Origin of the sequence: Chthoniobacter flavus Ellin428 (assembly GCF_000173075.1) — a bacterium.
Classification (GTDB): domain Bacteria; phylum Verrucomicrobiota; class Verrucomicrobiia; order Chthoniobacterales; family Chthoniobacteraceae; genus Chthoniobacter; species Chthoniobacter flavus.
The window spans coordinates 52,976-72,622 of record NZ_ABVL01000003.1; the positions used below are offsets into that span (position 1 = coordinate 52,976).

Below are 19,647 nucleotides of genomic sequence, written 5' to 3' on the forward strand. Positions count from 1 at the left end.
CCGCTATCGACTGCCCTGCGCGCTATTCCGCGAGCCCCCGATACTTCGCCACGGCCTGGCCGCGCGAGCGGACCTGCAACTTTTCGTAAATGTGCCGGTTATGGCTGTTCACCGTGTGGGTCGATATGCCCATGATTTCACCGATCTCCTTGTAGAGGTAGCCCTGCGCGAGAAGATCGAGCACTTCCCGTTCGCGGTCCGTGAGCCCTTCACCGCTCTGCGCGGCCGGCGGAGGCACTGGCTGTTTCTGAAAGAAGCTGACCACGCGCCGGGCAATCAGGGGCGTCATCGGCGAGCCACCGGCCTTCGCTTCTTCGATCGCCGCCACGATTTCGTGGGGCGGCGTTTCCTTGAGCAGATAGCCGCAGGCCCCCGCCTTGAGCGCATCAAAAATGAGCGGAGTTTCTTCGTACATGGTCAGCATGAGGCAGAGGATGCCCGGGCAGCGCTGCACGATCTGCCCGACGAACTCGATCCCGTTCATTTTCGGCAGGTTGATGTCCACCAACAAAAGCTCGGGAGCGAGTTTGGGAATTCTCCGCAAAGCCTCTTCCGCATTGGGAAAGACGGCTTCGCAGGTGATGGCGGGAGCCAGCGCAAAGTACTGTTGCAGAGCGAGGGCAACCGGCTGGTCGTCTTCGACGAGGGCGATACGGATGGGCATAATGAGAGAGGGCTTAAACCGGCAGGCGAAATTCGACTCTCGTGCCGCCTTCGGCCCGAGTTTGCGTGATACAGCTTCCGCCTACGACGTCGAGGCGGGTGCGCATGTTTTCGAGGCCGTCTTTTTCCGGGCCGATAGCGTCCGGCGGCAGTCCGCAGCCATCGTCATCGAGGCAAATGATCAGCACGGGATCTTCCCAACGGAGGGTGAGGGTGACGAGGTTCGCGCCCGCATGCTTGACAATGTTTTGCAGTGCTTCCTTGAAAGCGAGCAGAAGTTGGTGCCGCTTTTGCGCACCGACTTCGTGCTCCGGCCACTCCTCCGGTGCGTGCTGCCGGAGGCGGATATCGAGCGGACGGAGATAGCGGCTCGCGGCGTGGCAAAGATACTCGGCGAGATTTTGCAGGGTGTCGTTCCGCGGATTGATGGCCCAGACGGCTTCGTCGAGTGAGCGGACCGCATCGCGCGCCGTGGTGGTCAATTCCTGGAGCCGTTCGCGAATTTTCCCGGGCAGCGTTTCCTGCGCGGCGAAAAGCTCGTGCATCACGGTAAGTTGCGTCAGCCGGGAGCCGACCACGTCGTGCATGTCGCGGGCGATGCGGCGGCGTTCCCGGGAAAGTTCCTCGCCGCGCTCCAACTCGGCCACCCGCCAGGCGACACGACGACGGGAGATGTGCCAGGTCAGCAGCCCGACAAGACCGGCGGCGGCGACTGCCACAACCAATTGTGCCCACGGGTTCTTCCACCACGGCACCAGGACCATGAACGGCAACCGCAGGGAAGTGTTGTTCCATTCCCCGTCGGTGTGCCGCAATTGCGCCTCGAAAATATATTCTCCCGGGGGCAATCCGCGGGTTTCGATGGTCCCGAGCGAATTCACCGGCACCCAGGCGTCGCCTGCCCCTACGATCCGCCACCGCCCTCCGAGTCTCAAGCCATCGCGCAAGGGCGGCTGTTGGACGGCGAAGGCGAGCCAGTTCGCGCCGGCGGGGATGCGGACTGTTTTCCGGCCGGCTACCGGCCGGTCATCGGCCCGCACTTGAATACCGGAAGGAACCATGGGCTCATAGATTTCCACCTCCGCGATTTGCGGTGAATAGGGTATGTTGCTCGTGCTGAAAATTCGCAAATAGCGGCCACGAAATGTCCCCCGGCCATCCGCGCTGCGCACCACCATCGCCGTCCCGGGCTCCGCTTCGGGCGGTGTCTTCCGGACATCTCCCTGCCACACGGGCACCGTGTCCGAATTCGGTTCTTCATCGAAAAGCTGCAGGTGCAAATGAGCAAAGCGGTCGATCATACCGGCTTGTGCAACGCCGCGTAGAGAGATGTGATCGAAATCCCGCGTCCGACGCAGATCGATTTCGAAATAAAAATCCGGACTGGAGTGAGGATCCGCGGGATGAGCGAAGGTGCCGGCAAGCCCGTCGGTGAGGAACTCGGCATATTGTTTCTCCGGGAGTTCGTGACTGGCCGTCACCGGACATCCCAGGGCGATGTTCGTCGTGGCGAGCGGCATTCGTTCCATGCGTAGTTCGGTCAAAACCGCGTTACCGACCGGTCCCCTCGTTGAGGGCCACACCTCGACGCGAATTCCGGTAACGCCATCGTCCGGCAAGACACCCCCGACCAGCACTTCCGACTGGCGCGGAAGTTCCCGGAAATGGAGGTGCGGGTAGGCCCGCTCGATCCAGCCTTGATCGGCATTAAAAGAGCTTGGAAAAACCGTTTGCCAGTGGCTGGCTAACGAAGGATTCGGGTCAGTCGTTGCGGAAATGGAAAACTCGCCAAAGCAGGAATCCTTCTGGCCGCTATGGAAGACCAACGAGAACCGAACCCGCCCTGCTGCCATCGGCGGAACACAACGAAAGATGCCGCTTTGCGGTGTGGACTGCGGCACTACCCAGCCATTTCCCGCGGTTTCCACTCCATCCACCGCTTCCACGAATCGGGAATCCGCGCCCGTCGTTGCGGCGACCGGTTCCAGTTTGATCGGCTCCGCAACAAGTGCGCCAATGCCAAAAGCGCAGAAGGCAACCAGCAGATGACGGAGGGGAAACAGCATCAGCAATAGGCAGGACGCTATCCTATCACACACCAGGGCCGTTTTTATAGCGAGTTCTCGTCACGTGACTGAGTGCGACTACTGACCTATCATCCATGATGAATCTGGTCTCCCCCGACAACCCTTTCGTGAAACCCCAGCGGACCGATAGCACCCGCGTGGTTCACCTCTCCTTCGCGGCCGCTGCCAATCAGGCCTACCGCATCGAGCGCAGCCTCGATGGGTGGCAATGGGCGGCGATCGGACTCGTGCCCGCCGGCGAAGCGAGAATGGTGGAGATCGCCTCTTCTCCCAGTGGCGGCCGGCGTTTCTATCGCGCTGTCCCGACCGCACCTGCGCATCTCCTTCAGTCTGGAATCGGCTACCCTCGATGAGGAAAAGCGGATGCCAGACGAACGCGAACGCCACCGGCATCCCATGTGCAGGACACGTCCTAATTTGGACCCATCCGCACTCATTCGCACTATTCGGTTTGGCATCAGGAGTTCAGCGCCTGTGAGCGCAGGAATTCCAGGTGTTCCTTTCCCATCAGCAATTCAGGAGGGAGGGCGGTACTCTCCAACGAGGATGAGCTCGCCGGCAACGGCATATTCAGAGGGTAGCGAAGCTGGGCTCGGTCCCATGTCACCCTCTCAGCGCCCGCCGTTTCCAGGTACATTTCTGCCCGGCGAATGGCCGCGCGGTGAGGCAGAATTCCCAACATACTGCTGTCGCTGAGAACATCGGTCGCGGTCTGCTGGATGTTCCGCGCCACTCGCACTGCGAGCTCGGGATTGTAACCGTCTTTCGTTTCCGCAGAGATGGCGATGAGGCCGCCGGCATTGGCCACGATATCGGGCACATAGAGAATGCCACGATCGTGAAGCGCCTGGCCGTCGCGCTCCTCATCGAGAAGTGGATTATCCGCCGCGCCCGCCACGATGGAGCAGCGCAGTTGCGGAATCGTGGTCGGGTTGAGAATCGCGCTCGTAGCGCATGGTGCGTAGACGTCTACCATCAGCGATTGGAGGGCGCTGAGAGGGACGACCCGTGCTCCGGCGAACACGGCGGCCCGGAGTGCAGAGTCACGGATGTCGCAAGTATAGACCGTGGCCCCCGCCTGGCAGAGCTGCCGGACGAGAGGGAGACCCACACGACCGACGCCCTGCACGAGGACCCTGTGGCCGAACAGATCTTCGCTTCCAGTGACGCGCTTCATCGCCGCCACGATGCCGAGGAAGACGCTGTAGGCGGTGAAGGATGAAGGATCGCAGTAGCCATAAAGACTGGCGACGTGGGGAGTGACTCCACGGATGATTGCGAGGTCAGCCGCCTCTATCCCCCGGCCCTCAGTTACCAGGAACTTTCCGCCGAGGTCGTCGACGAGGCGGGCGAAACTGTGCAGCATCGCCGGGGTCTTTTGGGTGCGGCAATCGCCGATGAGGACAGCAGCGCCACCGCCAAATGGCAGCCCCGCCAGGGCAGCCCTGAAAGTCGCACGGCGAGACTGACGAAGGACCTCGGAGAGTGCCTCCTGTTCAGACTTGCAGGGCAGCATGCTCACCCCACCCAGAGCCGGTCCCAACTTGGTGCTGTGCACCGCGACAATGGCATGCAATCCGGTCGCCTCGTCGCGGCAAATTTGGATCCGTTCGTAATCTGCGTTGGTAATCTGGGTCAGGACATTCACACGGGCGTTCGTCGCGGAATTTTCTCGGGGCAGGAGGATGAGGAAGGCGCTTTGAGCGAACTTGTCGCCCGGTGCGCCGGATTGTCATGTGGCGAGAACTCGCTATAGACGCCGGCCTTGCCGCCCCATTTTAGGATGCCACCAAAACGGAGGCTGGCATGAGGCCGGCAGCGCCGGCGCCGGTGAGGTCCTGCTTCTTCATGGCACCACCGTGACGTTGTCGAAGACCGTCGTGTTCAAGGTCGCCGGGTCACCGCTGGCATTCACCAGGCCGACATAGACGTTGGTGCCCATGGCTATGGGGGCGCTGTCGACAATCGTCCAGGTTACCCCGTCCGTGGACTCATAGCCGTAAAGCTTGCCGCCAGTGCGAACCACGCGCACCCAGATGTTAGGCGGGGTGCCAGTGCCTTTGGTATAGGAAGCGGTACCGCCGCCGGTCGAACTGCGGCGCCGCCAGGTGAAAGTATTGCTTCCATCGACCCCCATGAAGGCAAACTCCGCGCCAGTCGTGAGCGTGTCGCGGACCATGACTCCGACTCGCGTGTTAGTGCCGGTGTTTTGCGGCACCGTGATCCGCGCCGTGATCTGTCCGTCCCCGCTCATCGTCTGATAGACAAATCGGCAGATGTCCGCGGTGCCGCTCAGGTTGCCCGCGCCTTTGACCGCGAAGACGGAGTTGAAATACTCCGCGCTGCCTTGCACCCCCGGCGTGCCGATATCAACGGTCTGCCACGGCGCCGGGAAGGGTGTCACGGTCAGATTGTCGAAGGTCGCGGTGCCCATTTGCGTATTATCGTGACTGGTCACGGCCAACCCCGCATTGATGCTCGAGGCCATGCTAATGACCGCCGTGCCGACTTGCGTCCACGTCGCGCCGTCCGCCGAGACATAGCCCGTGATCAACGTGCCGCTGCGCGTCAGGCGCACCCAATTGTTCGGCGCGGCGTTCAAGGCTGGTCCCGGCACGGAGGCACTCGATCCGCCGGTGGTGGCGCGATACTGGAAACTGAAGCCATTTCCCGGAGTGATCGCCATCATGGCCTCGGTCGAACCGGCGGCCGTGGTTTCGCGCAGCATCACCCCCGCTTTTGCCCAGGCGTTCGTATTCGTCTGCGAAACGACACGGGCACGAATTTCACCATCCCCACTCAGCGTCTGGGACACGAACTGGAATGCGTCTGCTGAGTTCCAGATGTCAGCTCCGGAGCCGTTCACGGTATAGGTTCCCCCGCTCTGCCCGGCGCTGCCCGGCAGCCCAACGCTGCCGATGTCCGTCGAACTCGAGCCCGCCGGAACCACGCCGTTGACGAAGACATTCAAGGTCGCCGTGGCCGTAGCACCCTGGCTATCCGTCACCCGGACTGTCCACGAGTTGATCCCCACATCCGTGCTAGCCGGCGTGCCGGAAAGCGTGCCATTGGCCGCCACGCTCAGCCAGGCGGGCCCACTCACTTTGGAATAAGTCTGCGTATCCCCCACATCGTGATCGGCCGCCGTGCCAGCCAGCGTTTGCGAATAGGCGCTGCCTTGCATAGCGTTGGGTTGGTTGATCGGGCTGACCATGAAATACGGCGGGTGATTCACCGGCGTCACAGTGACGGTGACGGTCGCCGACGCGGTGGCCCCCACATTGTTGGCGATCGTGTAAGTGAAGCTATCCGTGCCATTCCAATACCTCGCGGGCGTGTAAATCACATTGGATCCGGAGATCGCTACCGTGCCATTCGCGCCTTGAGTCACGGATTGCAGGGTGAGCGCACTGCCGCCCGGGTCGCTATCATTGGCCAGCACCGGAATGGTCACTGCGGTATCTCCCGGCGTGGTCGCGGTATCGGCCACTGCCACCGGCGCGTCACTGAGCAGATGCACATGCACAGCAAACCCATGCTGGGTCGTGACGCGCACGGTCGTGCTCGTCGCCGTCGCCGCGACGATGCTCATGTTCGTATCTGACGAGTCGAGAATCCAAGGTCCGTTGACGGTAATGTCGAGCGTGCGCGCCACACTGGCGTCCGGCGGCAAATTGTAGCCCGATTGGGAGTTGGTAAAATTCAGGTCGGGATCGACCACGCTCATCCAGGCGTCGTTATTGGTGCCAGGCTGCGTCATGACGAGGCAGGGGCGCTGGACGGCGCTGAGCAAGCCGGCGCTTTGGGTGTCGGCGGGCAATGCGGTGGTAGAGAAGACGGCGTAGCCGACCTGGCCGGTCGCATTCCATTTCACCACATGCGCAGTACTATCCTGCTCGATGACCTGGTAAGGCTTGGTCGACGGATTGCCATGCTGGCTGGCCGCGGAAGCCATGGCCGTGGCATTTGTGCTTGGGAAGACGGAGTATTCATAGCTGGCCCCGCTCGGTGCCATCCCGTGGTTGAGCCAGACCTTGGCGAAGTTGCCGGTGGTCAGCGTGCCATTGCCCGATTGATCCTGAGAATTTTGGGTGGCGCGGCTGATGTTGATATCCGCACCCGGTTGCGTGATGTAGCCGGTGCCATAGGCGTCCAACAGCCAGTGCGCATTCGCCCCGCTGGCCGTGCTGCTGTAGGGGAAGGCGGTCAGCGCATTGCCATCGAGCGTGACGGCCGTGGATTGCGAGGCCAACGCGCCCTGGAACAGCGTGGTGACGGTTGGGTCGGAGGTGTCGTTGTCGGCGATGTTCGAGCCGAGGCAGACGATTTCGGAACCAAAGGCAAACCATGACTTGCGCCACATGAATGTGGTATTGGAATTCGCGTCATCATTGCTCTCCTGGAAATTGGCGGCGTAGAGGCCGCTCTGCCCGTCGTGGAAGGCAAGGGCGCCGGAGAAGTTGAGCTGCGAGTAGATGTATTCGTCCGCCGAGTAATATGTAAGCAGAGCGGCTAGCTTGCTGTCCGGCAGCGCGATGGTGGTGGTGCCGGGCGGTTGATTCCAATCCCAGCCATTGATCTGCTCCCCGCTGTTGGCCATGCCGCCATTGTAGAGGATTTCCAGCGCGCCGTAGGATTGATACCGGCCGTAGATGTTGGCGCCGGCGTTCGGGGGGCCAAAGACTTCCGAGGACCAGAAGTAGTGCTCCGGTGCACGCATGGATGCCACCCAGTTGGCGCGCCGGAAGATACCCAACGGGCTGTAGTTATATTGATAGAATCCGTCCGGGGTATTCTCCACGCCATAGGGAACGAAGGTTGAGTAACTATTGGAACCACTCGTCCCGAAGCGGCGGTTGTAATAGCGGGCCACGACCGGATCGGCGCTTTGTCCGTAGAACACTCCACCGAGGACACCGAGCGGTTGCATGTCCCACATGGAAACCGAAACTCCGGTGGAGAATGTCTTCCGTCCGGAGAGCGCGTTGGCGTAGTAGCCCGTGTTGGTTCCCGTATCGTCGGCGGACATGCGCAGCATGGCGAATACGGCCGTCCGCAGACTCTCATAACTGGGCTGATCGATTTGATACCCGGTGCCGCGCAGGTCATAGAGTGCGCTGATCAGCGGCTTGTAGGCGTACATATACCCATTGTAATGGGAGTTGTGGTGGAAGCTGACGCCATCGGGCTTGATAACACCGGCGCAGCCTTGCGTGGGAACGAGCCAGCGCTCCAACCAGCGCTGAAGTCCCTTGAGTTGGCGAACGGCTTCGGTGTCGTTGGGCGTGAGGAACAGGATCGCGCCCAACATGGAATTGATCCCACAGTAGACGTCGTCGGAGTTTGGATCCCAATTCGTGGTCCAGAATTCCCCCGTCGTATAAAAATTCCAGCGAAAATAATCCCAAAGCCGCGCCTTGGTGGCCGGGTCATACGCGGGTGCCGTCAGGATCAGCGCCGTGGGAATATTGACGTAGTTATACCAGATACCAGGAACAAGGTTACTGTTCGCCGCGAACCCCTGATCCATGAAGTGCTGGGCGAGCAGCACCACATCATTGCCGCTCGTCGTTCCGGTGGACGTGCCCCAAACGTAGTCTTTCGCCAGCGTAACCGGCCAGCCAGCGGCATCGATCGACGTGGGATCGTTGACGACCTGGCCTCGGATGCCGTTGGCGTCCTGGACAATATTCATTGCGGCGAAGGAACTCTGGGCCGAGGTCACCGATGAGGCGCTCGGAGCGGAGCCACCCTTGGCGGAGGCCAGCCAGCGACTGCGCAAAGTGGCGAGATCGGAAAGCTCGACCGCGGTGGGCGAGTCGGTCGCGATGTCCGGCGCGTTGCCGTACATGGAATACCAGAGGGAACTCGAATTGTAGCCGGTGGTATCCACGTTCTGCGCATCTTGAACTCGCTGAATACCGCTCCCCACCCAGGTCACCGCATCGAGGTACACGGTACCGCTTCCCGAAGCCGGCGCAGAGATCTGCACGGAGGTGAAAGTCGTCGAGGCATTGGCGATGTGCCCCATGTCATACCGGTAGCTACGCAGCGCACGCCGCCAACCGGTGTAGTTGACATAGAAATCGAACCAATACTGCGCGACGTTACCGTTCATGAACGCGACGTGCAGTTTACCGCCCGGAATGGGCGTGCCGTTCCAGACCCAGAAGTTGCAGGTGTTCTGACCCCAGGCCAGGACGTTCGCGGCGTTGATACCGGGGTTACTGACGGTAATGACATCGCCGCCTGTCCAGTTCCAACGCAGCGACTGCGAACCCATCTTGTAATGGTTGGAAGAAATGGAGAGCGTGCCTGTGCTGGCTGCCCAATTTGCCGGAACCGTGTTTTCCAGATCCTGCTGGGCGTGAAGCAATCCTCCGCCCCCCAAAACCAAAACAAACAGGATCGCAAATACGCGGAGAATCGCACTGCATCGTTTCACCTTGGCGACGCATGGATGCCCTCCTCCTTCTGGGGCGGAAATCGCGGAGAGCGGGCGATCGGCAGCAGGGCCGCGGCCGAATATCGCGAATGCTACGAAAGTAGACGATGCGCGGGAACGCAGTTGGAGGACGAGGGGGAGCTGTTGCATAGTTCTGGGGGCATTGCACTCGACTGGTGTCGGGCTATTCCGCCCGTCGGGCCGAATGGGGGTGGGGAGAATCTGCAGTCATTCCACGTAAAAATGCCCAATCCGTATATAGCGTAAACTCGCCATGCTCCCTCACTTGACTTCAGCCCCATTCGTCACCTCCGTGCGAGGCGCCGTTCCGCGTATAGCGAGTTTTGGCTACAGGCAGAAATCCCGAATTTCCGCCATGATTGGAGTCGATGCCTCCCTCGTCTTCGCCTTCACGCTCCCAGCAGAGATCCATATCCCGCCGCGGCCGGTCGACGGTGGTTGCCTTGCTCGCCAGTGGATTTGCGCTCTTCGTCGGGCAAGCGAATAGCTCCGGCGAGGCGGTCAGCGGGAATCCTGAGCCTGAGTCGCCAGGCATCAACGCCGCCGAAGCGGCGCATTGGCGACTCGTCTGGCGCGATGAATTCGACGGCACTGCGCTCGACGAGACGAAATGGACTGCGCAAGCCACGCCACGCAAAGACACCCAAAACACGCCGGATGCCGTGAGCGTGCGCGACGGTATCATGACGATCACGACCTGGACCGAGGAAGGGAAGCACCGCACCGGTTTCCTGAATTCCCGGGGGAAGTTTGAGACGACCTACGGCTGCTTCGAGGCGCGTATCCGGTTTCACAATTCACCCGGCCAATGGGGAGCTTTCTGGCTCTCCTCGCCATCCCTCGGCAACCCGCTCGGCGACGTGGCCAAGGCCGGCGCGGAGATCGACATCGTAGAGCATCGCGCGGTCTATGGCCTCGGCACCGGTGCCGGCAACGACGCGACCAATCTGCAAGGGATGGCGTTGCACTGGGACGGCTACGGGGAGCACCACCAATCCACGGGCCACCCCGGCCACCCCGCACCCGGGGCGCCGTCTCTGCAGGACAACTGGCATACCTATGCGGTGCTCTGGACGCCCGAGAAATATGTCTTCTACCTCGACGGCCACGAGCAGTGGACCACGGACAAGGCCGTCTCGCAGCGGCCGGAGTTTCTCCTGTTCACCTGCGAAGTGGCGGACCGCGGCTGGGCTGGTGCTGTCCCGGAGGGTGGCTTTGGGAGTCGCCAAAAGAGCCAGACGAAAATGGAAGTCGATTGGGTGCGCGTCTGGCAAAAATCCTCGGAACCGCAGGGGTCACCGGTGTCTGTTTCGTCGCAGCCGCAGGCCCCCGAACTTTATCCGGGGGCTGAATAGGAGACAGACCGATGGAAGACCCAATCCGAGAACAACCCCCTGTCACAGAATAGAGATTTCACCTGGGCTCGGCCCGGAACGTGTGCCTCCAAGCAAGCGCGATTTACCGATGGGGACTTCCGCCCTATCCGTCTGAAAGCCAGCCGGCCAAAAGGAGCGCACGACTCTCTACACAGCGATGGCCCCGAAGGCCTCTCCAGCAGGAAAAATAGAACGTCCGGACCATGCGAACCAAAGTCAGATTCCGGGAACAGACATTTGCTTCGCTCCCATCTCCTCCGCCTCACTCCCCCTATTGCCCGGTGAAAATCGGTAATCCCGCCATCCGGGCGACCGCTTATGTTCATCACGATCCAATGGCTTTGACTGTCGCACGAGCACGGTGCGCCCGTTTTTTGTAGCGAATTCATGTTACACGACAAAATCGCGCCATTGTTCTAAATTCTCTGCGTGCCCCGCCTTTTTTCACCTTCCTTATCCGTCTCAAAAAGATCGTCCTCTCTTTCCTGCCGCCGATGGCTGGCTGGGACGGTGTTGTCGCTGACGGGGCTTCTGTCCTTCGCGCCAAAATCTGAAAGCGCGGAGGCTTCGCCCGAAATCGCGACCAGCGTCTCGGAATCGGAACTCATCCCACCGGGCGTCTCCGCCGCCGACGCCGGCCAATGGCGGATGGTGTGGCACGACGAATTCGACGGCGGCACGCTGGACGAAACCAAATGGAGCTATCGCTCTCTCGGGAAGCGGGAAAATGCCGTGCTCTCCAAAGACTGTATCTCGCTCGATGGCCACGGCTTGCTCCACGTGTGGGTGAAGGACAAGGACGGCGTCTTGCAAAACGGCATGATCGGCACCCAGAAGAAGTTTGAAGCCACGTACGGCATCATGGCCGCGCGCATCCAGTTTCCCCGCCAGCAGGGCCAGCACGGAAGTTTTTGGATGCAGCCCGGCAAGGCCGAAAAAGACGCGAGCGATGCCGCAGGCAGCGGCGCCGAGGTTGATGTGGTCGAATGGTTTGGCGCGGATCGCAAAGACAGTTCCACCGCCTCGAATGTCTATTGGGGAAAACCCGAGGATCGCAAAAAGAATCGGATCGGTCACATGGTCGATTTGCACGGCATCCTCGAGCCGGGCGAACTGACGAGCGATGACTTCCACATCTTTTCCGTCGAGTGGTCGCCCGAGAGTTACATCTTTCGCGTCGATGGCCACGAAACGATGCGCGTCACCGAGGGTGTTTCTCATCAGCCTGAATACCTGATTCTGAGCCTGTTCACTGCCGATTGGGAAGCGGGCCGCCTCGATCGCAGCAAGTTGCCGAACAGCATGGACGTGGATTGGGTGCGCGTCTGGCAGAAGGCCGAAGAATCAACCGCTTCGATCCAGAGATAATTTCTCCATTCCCATCCCCGCTTATGGTCCGTTTAGCGACACCACAGGAAGAATCCGCAACCCACACTGAAGAAGCCGCTCTCGCGACTTTTGCCTCATCCCATTCGCCAACGATCCCTTTCGATCCCGCGTTTGAAACCACGCTGAAAAAGCTGGTCGCCGAAGCAGTGGCGGAGCACATCGCGAAGATCACCGAAATAGCAGCGACGCGGGCGCTCGCGGCCCTCGATCGACCCTCCCGCGTGCTCCCGAACCACACCCCGATCCGGGACCTGCCTTTGCCCACGCGGATCGCCAATGGCCTGCGGCGCATGGGGGTCCGGACGCTGGGAGAACTGACTGCTTTACACGCCGAAGATATCCTGTTGTCGCCCAACCTGGGTGAGCGTTCGCTCGATCAGCTCCGGCACGTCCTCGGCCTCATCGGCCGCAGTCTTTCCGAATCGCGCGGGACCAGATAACTCCGGGCTCCGGTTCAGATTTCAACGCTTACTGGATCTGGCGGTTCACTTGGGCTTCGTGTCTCCCCGGAGAATGGTCCAGATGAGAAGAGCCGCACCGGCCGTCGCGCCGAGGAAAAAGAGAATGGCCAGGCCGGGATATCCGAAGATGCGGAAATCCGTCTGCACTCGCATCAGCATCGCAGCGCCGACAATGAGTGCGGCCAGAATGAGGCCAAGCGTAATCCGATTGGCAACTTTCTGCATTCCAGCCATGAGCAGATCTTCGTCAATGGCTTCCACGTTTAGTCGCAGCTTGTTCGTCGCGAGTAATTCCAGGAGCTGATTCAGGCGCATGGGCAGCTTTTCGATCAATTCCCGGGTCTCGAGCATGGCGGTGAAAAAAGTACCGCTGTTGAAGGTCTTCATCGTTCGCTGACGAAAGATTTCCGCGGCATTGCGGCGAATGGATTCGTTCGGATCGAAATCGGGGGCGAGCGTGCGACCCACCAGATCGAGGTTGAGCAAAGTTTTGCCCAACATGGTGAGCTGGGGCGGCACCCGGATACCAGCATCGGCGGCGATGAGCTTGATCTGCATGACTTCCTTTCCCACCTGCCTTTGGCTCACCGTGGCGTCCTGCTGCTCCGCGACCATTTCGGCCATCCGCCGCCGAAACTGCAGTTCGTCAAAATCCTCTTTGGGCTCGCCGATCCGAATGGCCAGGTCGGCCGCCCGGTCGCTTTGCCCCTCCGACATGGCGAGCAACAACTTCAGCAACTGTTCCTGCAATGTGCCATCGATTCGCGCCGTCATGCCGAGATCCAGCAAGGCAATACGCCCGTCGTTGGTCAGGAAGACGTTGCCGGGATGCGGGTCGGCGTGAAAGAAGCCATCGACCAGGATTTGCTGGAGATAGGCGCGGAATAGTTCCTCGGCGAGGGCTTCGCCATCGATGTCGAGTTTGGCCAGCGGACTGAGTTTGGTGATCTTCCGGCCGGTGACGTACTCCATCGTCAGGACGCGGCTCGTGGAATAGTCGTCGATCGGTTGCGGAACGACGATCTTGGTGAAGCCAGCCAATTTTTCACCGAGCAGCCGGAGATTGCCCGCCTCGAGCCGATAATCGAGCTCCCGCAGGAGCGATTTGCGAAGCTCCTCCACCATTCGAGTGAATCCGTAGCGACGCCCCGCTTCGGTATGATCGTCGAGGATCTGCGCCACTTCCTGCATGGCCTCCAAATCTTCGGCCACTTGCTCGCGCACGTGGGGGGCGTTGAACCTTTACGGCCACGGGACGGCCGTCGCGCAACGCCGCACGGTGGACCTGGCCGAGCGAAGCTCCCGCGATGGGCGTGCTTTCAAATTCCGAAAATGCCTTGGAAAGGCGGGCGCCGATTTCCACCGCGACGATGGCCTCCACCTCGCCAAAAGAGAACGGCTCCACATTGTCCTGCAAACGCGAAAGCGCGTTCATGTACGAAGGCGGAACAAAATCCGCGCGGGTGGAAATCAACTGGCCGAACTTGACGAAAGTCGGGCCGAGCTTTTCCAGGTCCGCGGCCAATTCCTTCGCCTCCGCCGGCACTGGTGGCGGCGAACCGTAGTCCAGCGAATCGTCAATGATCGGGGCGCCTTTTACCAAATCCCCATGCCCGTATTTTACCAGCAACAGCAGAACGTCTTTGTAAAGCTGCAGGTGTTTCGGCTTCAGTGAAATGCCCATACGTTTGTTATTCGCGTGTGCGTGAGGAATCGCCCGTATTTGCCGGCCGGTTATCAACCCAATCGCGACAAGACCATGGAGCGCGCCCCGCCCGAACCGATTTAAATAGCCCCTCACGACATCGTTAATTTCCTGTGTGGGATCTCCACTTCACCACGAACTATTGGCTGACGCGCCTCTGTTTCCAGCGCGGACTGGGGGCGATCTATCTCATCGCATTCCTAATTGCGGCCAATCAATTCATCCCGCTCCTGGGGATGCGCGGTCTGCTGCCGGTCGCTCGCTTTCTGCCCCGTCTTCGGTTCTGGGATGCACCGAGTATTTTTTGGATGAATCACTCCGATCGGTTTGTGACGACCATCATCTGGTGTGGAGTCGTTCTCTCGATCGCCGCCGTAACCGGCTTCTCGGAATCATTTGGCCTCGGTGTTTCGACGGCCGTCTGGTTTCTGCTCTGGCTAATCTATCTATCTCTCGTGAACGCAGGGCAGGTCTTTTACGGCTTCGGGTGGGAAACGATGCTGCTGGAATCCGGTTTCCTCGCCATTTTCCTCGGTTCCTCAGACTCGCCCCCTCCCACCGTGCTGATGTGGCTTATCACCTGGCTGCTCTTTCGGGTCATGTTCGGCGCGGGAATGATCAAGCTCCGCGCCGATCCTTGCTGGCGTAATCTGACTTGTCTCTTTTACCACTACGAGACCCAGCCTTCACCCAATCCGCTGAGCCGCTCTTTTCATCGGCTGCCCCCTGCGGTCCACAAGGCCGGCGTCATTTTCAATCACTTCGTGGAGTTGGTGGTTCCCTGGTTTTACTTCGCGCCTCATCCGCTTTGCAATTTTGCCGGCGCTCTGACGATCTTTTTCCAGCTCACACTGATCTTCAGTGGCAACCTCTCCTGGCTCAACTATCTCACGATCGTCCTTTGCATTCCGTGTTTCGACGATCGCTGCCTCGGCCACTTCCTTTCGGTTCCGTCTTTGGAATCGCAGATGATCAATAGGCCGCATGAGATCGCCGTGGCCTGCCTGGTCGTGCTGGTGATCTGGCGCAGCGTTGAACCCGCTCGCAATTTGTTCTCAGCCCGCCAAGTGATGAACGCGAGTTTTGAGCCGCTGCATTTGGTTAACACCTATGGAGCCTTTGGTGCGGTCACTCGCCAGCGGTTGGAGATCGTCATCAAAGGCACCCTCGCTGGATATCCAGACGACTCGGCTGAATGGCGGGAGTATGAGTTCAAGGCGAAACCGGGCAACCCTCGGCGCCCACCGTCATTCGTTTCGCCCTACCATTACAAGCTCGACTGGCAGATGTGGTTTTTACCGGGTTCCCTCCCCCAATTGAATCCGTGGTTCATGTGCCTCGTGCAGAAACTTCTCCAGGGCGACGCCGGGATTTTAGCGCTCTTGAGACACAATCCCTTTCCCGGCGAACCACCAAAACAGATCCGGGCGGATTGTTACCGATATCAGTTCACGCAGGATGAAGAGCGAAATGCCGGCTACTGGAAACGCTCCTACGCGTGGGAATATCTTCCGCCGATGTCCGAAATCGATTTCGAGGGGGAATAGTGTGCGGCACCAATAAGGGAGCTCTTTGCCATTGGGAGTAAGTGGCCTACAACCTGACGTACGCGCGCGGTGAAATCGCGGCAGTGAGCGCGAAGCGCCCCAACCACCCTCTTTGTCATCCTGAGCGGAGCGGGGAAGCATGGGCGGAGTCGAAGGACCTCCAATATCTGTGGGTTTTCGCGCGGAGCTTCAAGTGCGGCACTGTATCCACGGCCTGATTTCTCTCACCGCCTTCGCCCGGGATATTGGAGGTCCTTCGACTCCGTTCTGTCGCTTAGGCTCCTTCTCTGCGCTCAGGATGACAAAGAGAGTGGTTGGGGCGCTTCGCGCTCACTGCCACGAATTTCACCACCATCATCATTTGTCGCAGTTCACCACGTCGTAAGCCACCCACTCGAACCAGCGGAGAGCTGACAACGGAGGTTTCGGCAGAACCGCGGAACATCTCCGCCACGAAGCTTTTCTATCGGATGAACGCGACAATTCGTTCCCCGAAAACACCCGTGAATTCTTCAACACATTCCGAACGACCGGTGGAATCGGAGTCTTCCGATTCCAAATCAAATAGGGATACCGTCCACGAGCGGCAAAAAGGCCGGGGTTCCCGATGGACAGACTATATTCCTCTGCTGGTCATCGTGGCCGCCGCGCTGGCGGCGGCGGCGGCCAAGGAGATTGCTTATGGCACCTGGCACTGGATGGAGTGGATGCAGGATTTCATGGGATTCTTCCTCGTCATCTTCTCCCTTTTCAAATTCTTCGACATGGAGGGATTCGCCGATGGATTCCAGATGTACGATCTTCTGGCGAAACGCCTGCGCTTTTACGCTCACGTTTATCCGTTCATCGAATGCGGACTTGGTCTGGGCTATCTGGCCCGCTGGCACCTGGAAGCGATTTATGCCATCACCGTGGTGGTAATGATCTTCGGTGCGCTCGGAGTCTGCAATGCGCTGCGCAAAGGGCTCGACCTCGAATGTGCGTGCATGGGCAATGTCCTGAAAGTGCCGCTTTCGACTGTCGCCTTGGTGGAAGACTTGGGAATGGCTGCGATGGCCGCGGCGATGTGGTGGATCGGTCGACCCTAGCGTCTGGCAGAATGACTATTGGGGCGGCTAAATCGGAGAATCGTGCAGCAGTTTTCGACGCACGACGGTGAGCAAACTTCCGGCAAGGATCACTTCTGCCTGCCGGTCACTCAGTTGATGTTTAACCTTCAGCCTTTCCCCTGTCCGCTGATGAGTCACCTCAATCGGTTGGCGCTTGGTGACGCACGTTCGCAGCTCCGGCAGAACGAGAATATCGCCCAGCTCGATGCTTTCCAAATCCCTGGCGTCGGTAAAGATCAGCGGCAGAATCCCGAAGTTGACGAGATTGTGCCAGTGAATGCGCGCGAAACTCACGGCGATGACGACTCGCAGACCCAGATAACGTGGAGCCAGGGCGGCGTGCTCACGACTGGAACCTTGTCCGTAGTTCTCCCCTGCCACGATGATCGATGGACGATGTTGGTGCTCGTCCGTTCGCTTGACGTAATCCTTGTCGACGTCACGGAAGACGAATTGGCTGATCGCCGGAATGTTACTCCGATACGGAAGCACCTGCATTCCCGCGGGCATGATTTCGTCCGTGGAGATGTTATCGCCTACTTTCAAAAGCACCGGGCACTCGAGTTCGTCGGGAAGTGGATCAAAGTCAGGCAAAGGTTGAATATTCGGCCCTTTTTCGAGCGTCGCAGTCGTGCCGGCCGGAGGCGGGGGCTGCATCATCGATGTATTCACGCGCACGGTTTTCGGTTCCGAGAAACGAGGGTATTTCATCGGCAAGGTGCGAGGATCGGTGATGACTCCCAGGAGTGCGGAAGCCGCGGCCGTCTCTGGACTGCAGAGATAGACTTGGTCTTCCCTGGTTCCGGAGCGTCCCGGAAAATTGCGCGGAACGGTGCGCAGACTGATGCGCCCCTGTCGCCGGGGCCTGCCCCCATGCCCGATGCAACCCATTGCAGCCCGCCTGGTGAATGCGCGCACCTGCATGGATCAATTTTCCCGAGAAAGCCGAGTTCCACGAGGTTCTCCAGAATCTGCCGCGAGGTGGGATTCACGTCGAAAGACACTCGATTGTCGATCTGCCGCCCATCCACCATCATCGCCGGCACGGCAAAATCCCGCAGTCCCGGATTGGCTGACGAACCGATGTAGGTTTGATAGATTTCGCGCCCAGCGACTTCATGCACCGGGACGACATTTCCCGGACTGCTCGGGCAGGCGATGAGCGGTTCGAGGCGCGAAAGATCGATTTCGTCCTGCTCATCATAGGCAGCATCCGTATCCGCGAGAATCTCCCGCCATTCGTCACCGCGCTGTTGCGTTTGCATGAATTGCCGCACTGCTTCGTCGGATGGGAATACCGAAGTCGTCGCTCCCAGTTCCGCGCCCATGTTGGCAATCACGTGACGATCCATCGCCGAGAGACATGCTAGGCCGTCTCCGAAATATTCGAAGATGCAACCGACCCCGCCCTTTACGCCATGACGACGGAGCATCTCGAGAATTACATCCTTGGCGCTCACCCAATCTGGCAGCGTCCCGGTAAGACGAATGCCCCAGATTTTCGGCATGCGAACATGGAACGGCAGGCCGGCCATGGCCAGAGCGACCTCGAGACCGCCGGCGCCAATCGCCAACATGCCGAGGGCGCCGGACGCCGGAGTGTGGCTATCCGAGCCAAGCAGTGATTTTCCTGGGACTCCAAAACGCTCCATGTGCACTGGATGGCTCACGCCATTGCCCGGACGGCTGAACCAGAGTCCGTACCGCTGGCACGCACTGCGCAGGAACACATGATCGTCGGCGTTCCGAAAATCGTCCTGCACGAGATTGTGATCGACGTATTGGGCGGATAACTCCGTCCGCACTCGATCCAGTCCCGCCGCTTCCAGTTCCAGCATGACGAGCGTTCCCGTGGCATCCTGAGTGAGTGTCTGATCGATCTTCAGCGCTATCTCGTCGCCAGGGTCCATGCGTCCGGCGACAAGATGACTTTCAATCAACTTTTGGGCGACGTTCCGGCTCATAGATATTCTGATCTTCTGCGCACAAACAGAATGCGGCGCCGCGGATCGTCGAGGGGCGAAGGTTGACGCACGTGAAATTCGTCACCGGAGGCCACCGCGCGCTTCAGGTCCGTCCCCGATTCCAAGGTCCAAAAACAAAAGGAGCTCCACCCTTCCGGGTAAAGCCCCCTTCTTTATTCCTGCTTCTGCGTGAACCTACCAGTGGTGCAGGTGATGGTGCAGCGCCGCCTGGAGACGGCCGCCAAGCGACATTCCCGTGAACCAGGTAGCGCACCCCACACACAGAAACGCCACCAGGGTGAGCGTCATCCAGCTAAAGCCCACCAACGCCAGAATACCCAGCGCGATACTGGCAAAGCCCACGAGCAACTGCGTTCCCGCCGCGCTCGAGGTCGTCTGACGCGCCACATAATCCGTGTGCGTTTCACCCTCCATAAAGGTCGGGTATTTGTTCAACCGGCCGACCGCGCCAATGCCGACGAGCAGGCCGCCGCCCAGGACGATGGCCGCGATGGGCAATAGAGTCGCCGGAACGATGCCGATGAGCGACAAAATACCTAACACGACACCGCCCAACCCGGCGAGGAACTCGCCACCCATGCCTTCGCTCAATTCCCCGAATTTCGCTTCATTAGCCGCATGGGCGCGCAGGTAATCCAGCCGGCTGGCGATGGAAGCGCCACCCAGCAACAAGCCCGCGCCAGCCACGATCGCTGCAATGGCCGTCATGTAAGCCGGTATCACACCCGCCAGGCCCAGGATCGCCAGAACGACTGTCCCAATCCCGGCGATCGCCTCGATACCCATACCGCCACTCAGAAATTCCAGCGATTTGTCTTTTTCAGGCTGGTCCATATACGATCGCGCCTGAGTTGTTTGT

The 19,647-nt window shown here is 59.9% G+C and carries 13 protein-coding genes and 2 pseudogenes; 7 read left to right on the top strand and 8 right to left on the bottom strand.

Features of this window, described 5'->3' with window-relative positions; all coding sequences use genetic code 11:
- Positions 1-22: 22 nt before the first annotated feature.
- Together CFE428DRAFT_RS05575 and CFE428DRAFT_RS05580 are read right to left on the bottom strand one after the other, a co-directional pair.
- Entirely contained in the window at positions 23-664 is a 642-nt protein-coding gene (locus CFE428DRAFT_RS05575) for a response regulator transcription factor (RefSeq protein WP_006978485.1), read from the bottom strand.
- Between the two features lie 13 nt (positions 665-677).
- On the bottom strand, positions 678-2,729 hold the full coding sequence (locus CFE428DRAFT_RS05580; RefSeq protein ID WP_006978486.1) for an ATP-binding protein: 2,052 nt from the start codon (positions 2,727-2,729) through the stop codon (positions 678-680).
- Between the two features lie 95 nt (positions 2,730-2,824).
- On the opposite strand from CFE428DRAFT_RS05580, the gene CFE428DRAFT_RS05585 reads away from it, so the two are divergent.
- Entirely contained in the window at positions 2,825-3,103 is a 279-nt protein-coding gene (locus CFE428DRAFT_RS05585) for a hypothetical protein (protein ID WP_006978487.1), read from the top strand.
- Between the two features lie 104 nt (positions 3,104-3,207).
- Here CFE428DRAFT_RS05585 and CFE428DRAFT_RS05590 read toward each other — a convergent pair whose 3' ends face one another.
- Entirely contained in the window at positions 3,208-4,398 is a 1,191-nt protein-coding gene (locus tag CFE428DRAFT_RS05590; RefSeq protein ID WP_006978488.1) for a Glu/Leu/Phe/Val dehydrogenase family protein, read from the bottom strand.
- Positions 4,399-4,596: 198 nt separating this feature from the next.
- Complete coding sequence (locus CFE428DRAFT_RS05595) at positions 4,597-9,345, bottom strand: polysaccharide lyase family 8 super-sandwich domain-containing protein (RefSeq protein ID WP_006978489.1); 4,749 nt, start codon at positions 9,343-9,345, stop codon at positions 4,597-4,599.
- Positions 9,346-9,650: 305 nt separating this feature from the next.
- On the opposite strand from CFE428DRAFT_RS05595, the gene CFE428DRAFT_RS05605 reads away from it, so the two are divergent.
- From CFE428DRAFT_RS05605 to CFE428DRAFT_RS05615, 3 genes are all read left to right on the top strand, one after another.
- Entirely contained in the window at positions 9,651-10,571 is a 921-nt protein-coding gene (locus CFE428DRAFT_RS05605; protein ID WP_006978491.1) for a glycoside hydrolase family 16 protein, read from the top strand.
- Between the two features lie 531 nt (positions 10,572-11,102).
- The gene (locus CFE428DRAFT_RS05610; RefSeq protein WP_006978492.1) at positions 11,103-11,960 is read left to right on the top strand and encodes a glycoside hydrolase family 16 protein; all 858 of its coding nucleotides are present in this window, start codon (positions 11,103-11,105) and stop codon (positions 11,958-11,960) included.
- A 23-nt stretch (positions 11,961-11,983) separates the two neighbouring features.
- On the top strand, positions 11,984-12,421 hold the full coding sequence (locus CFE428DRAFT_RS05615) for a DNA-directed RNA polymerase subunit alpha C-terminal domain-containing protein (RefSeq protein WP_006978493.1): 438 nt from the start codon (positions 11,984-11,986) through the stop codon (positions 12,419-12,421).
- Positions 12,422-12,466: 45 nt separating this feature from the next.
- On the opposite strand, the gene CFE428DRAFT_RS05620 is transcribed toward CFE428DRAFT_RS05615, so the two are convergent.
- Both CFE428DRAFT_RS05620 and CFE428DRAFT_RS40950 read right to left on the bottom strand, forming a co-directional pair.
- Positions 12,467-13,666: an ABC1 kinase family protein gene (locus tag CFE428DRAFT_RS05620; RefSeq protein WP_006978494.1), complete on the bottom strand. Its 1,200-nt coding sequence runs from the start codon at positions 13,664-13,666 to the stop codon at positions 12,467-12,469.
- Between the two features lie 64 nt (positions 13,667-13,730).
- Positions 13,731-13,877 (bottom strand): annotated as a pseudogene (locus CFE428DRAFT_RS40950) (AarF/UbiB family protein); the annotation flags it as partial.
- On the opposite strand from CFE428DRAFT_RS40950, the gene CFE428DRAFT_RS38750 reads away from it, so the two are divergent.
- From CFE428DRAFT_RS38750 to CFE428DRAFT_RS05630, 3 genes are all read left to right on the top strand, one after another.
- Entirely contained in the window at positions 13,813-14,007 is a 195-nt protein-coding gene (locus CFE428DRAFT_RS38750) for a hypothetical protein (RefSeq protein WP_202797388.1), read from the top strand. The pseudogene CFE428DRAFT_RS40950 and the gene CFE428DRAFT_RS38750 overlap by 65 nt on opposite strands.
- Before the next feature lie 253 nt (positions 14,008-14,260).
- Positions 14,261-15,694, top strand: a complete 1,434-nt coding sequence (locus tag CFE428DRAFT_RS05625) for a lipase maturation factor family protein (RefSeq protein WP_006978496.1) — start codon at positions 14,261-14,263, stop codon at positions 15,692-15,694.
- A 503-nt stretch (positions 15,695-16,197) separates the two neighbouring features.
- On the top strand, positions 16,198-16,782 hold the full coding sequence (locus CFE428DRAFT_RS05630; RefSeq protein ID WP_202797362.1) for a MauE/DoxX family redox-associated membrane protein: 585 nt from the start codon (positions 16,198-16,200) through the stop codon (positions 16,780-16,782).
- 27 nt (positions 16,783-16,809) lie between these two features.
- Here CFE428DRAFT_RS05630 and CFE428DRAFT_RS40955 read toward each other — a convergent pair.
- Positions 16,810-18,767, bottom strand: a pseudogene (locus CFE428DRAFT_RS40955) (aconitate hydratase).
- Between the two features lie 195 nt (positions 18,768-18,962).
- Positions 18,963-19,622 (bottom strand): hypothetical protein, encoded by a 660-nt coding sequence (locus CFE428DRAFT_RS05640; RefSeq protein ID WP_006978500.1) that lies wholly within the window; start codon positions 19,620-19,622, stop codon positions 18,963-18,965.
- Between the last annotated feature and the right edge of the window lie 25 nt (positions 19,623-19,647).

What these genes read in the sequence shown, in the direction of transcription:
- CFE428DRAFT_RS05580 (WP_006978486.1), bottom strand. Translation starts at nt 2,729, where the DNA reads ATGCTGTTTCCCCTCCGTCATCTGCTGGTTGCCTTCTGCGCTTTTGGC.
- CFE428DRAFT_RS05575 (WP_006978485.1), bottom strand. Translation starts at nt 664, where the DNA reads ATGCCCATCCGTATCGCCCTCGTCGAAGACGACCAGCCGGTTGCCCTC.
- CFE428DRAFT_RS05585 (WP_006978487.1), top strand. Translation starts at nt 2,825, where the DNA reads ATGATGAATCTGGTCTCCCCCGACAACCCTTTCGTGAAACCCCAGCGG.
- CFE428DRAFT_RS05640 (WP_006978500.1), bottom strand. Translation starts at nt 19,622, where the DNA reads ATGGACCAGCCTGAAAAAGACAAATCGCTGGAATTTCTGAGTGGCGGT.
- CFE428DRAFT_RS38750 (WP_202797388.1), top strand. Translation starts at nt 13,813, where the DNA reads ATGGCCTCCACCTCGCCAAAAGAGAACGGCTCCACATTGTCCTGCAAA.
- CFE428DRAFT_RS05615 (WP_006978493.1), top strand. Translation starts at nt 11,984, where the DNA reads ATGGTCCGTTTAGCGACACCACAGGAAGAATCCGCAACCCACACTGAA.
- CFE428DRAFT_RS05595 (WP_006978489.1), bottom strand. Translation starts at nt 9,345, where the DNA reads ATGCAACAGCTCCCCCTCGTCCTCCAACTGCGTTCCCGCGCATCGTCT.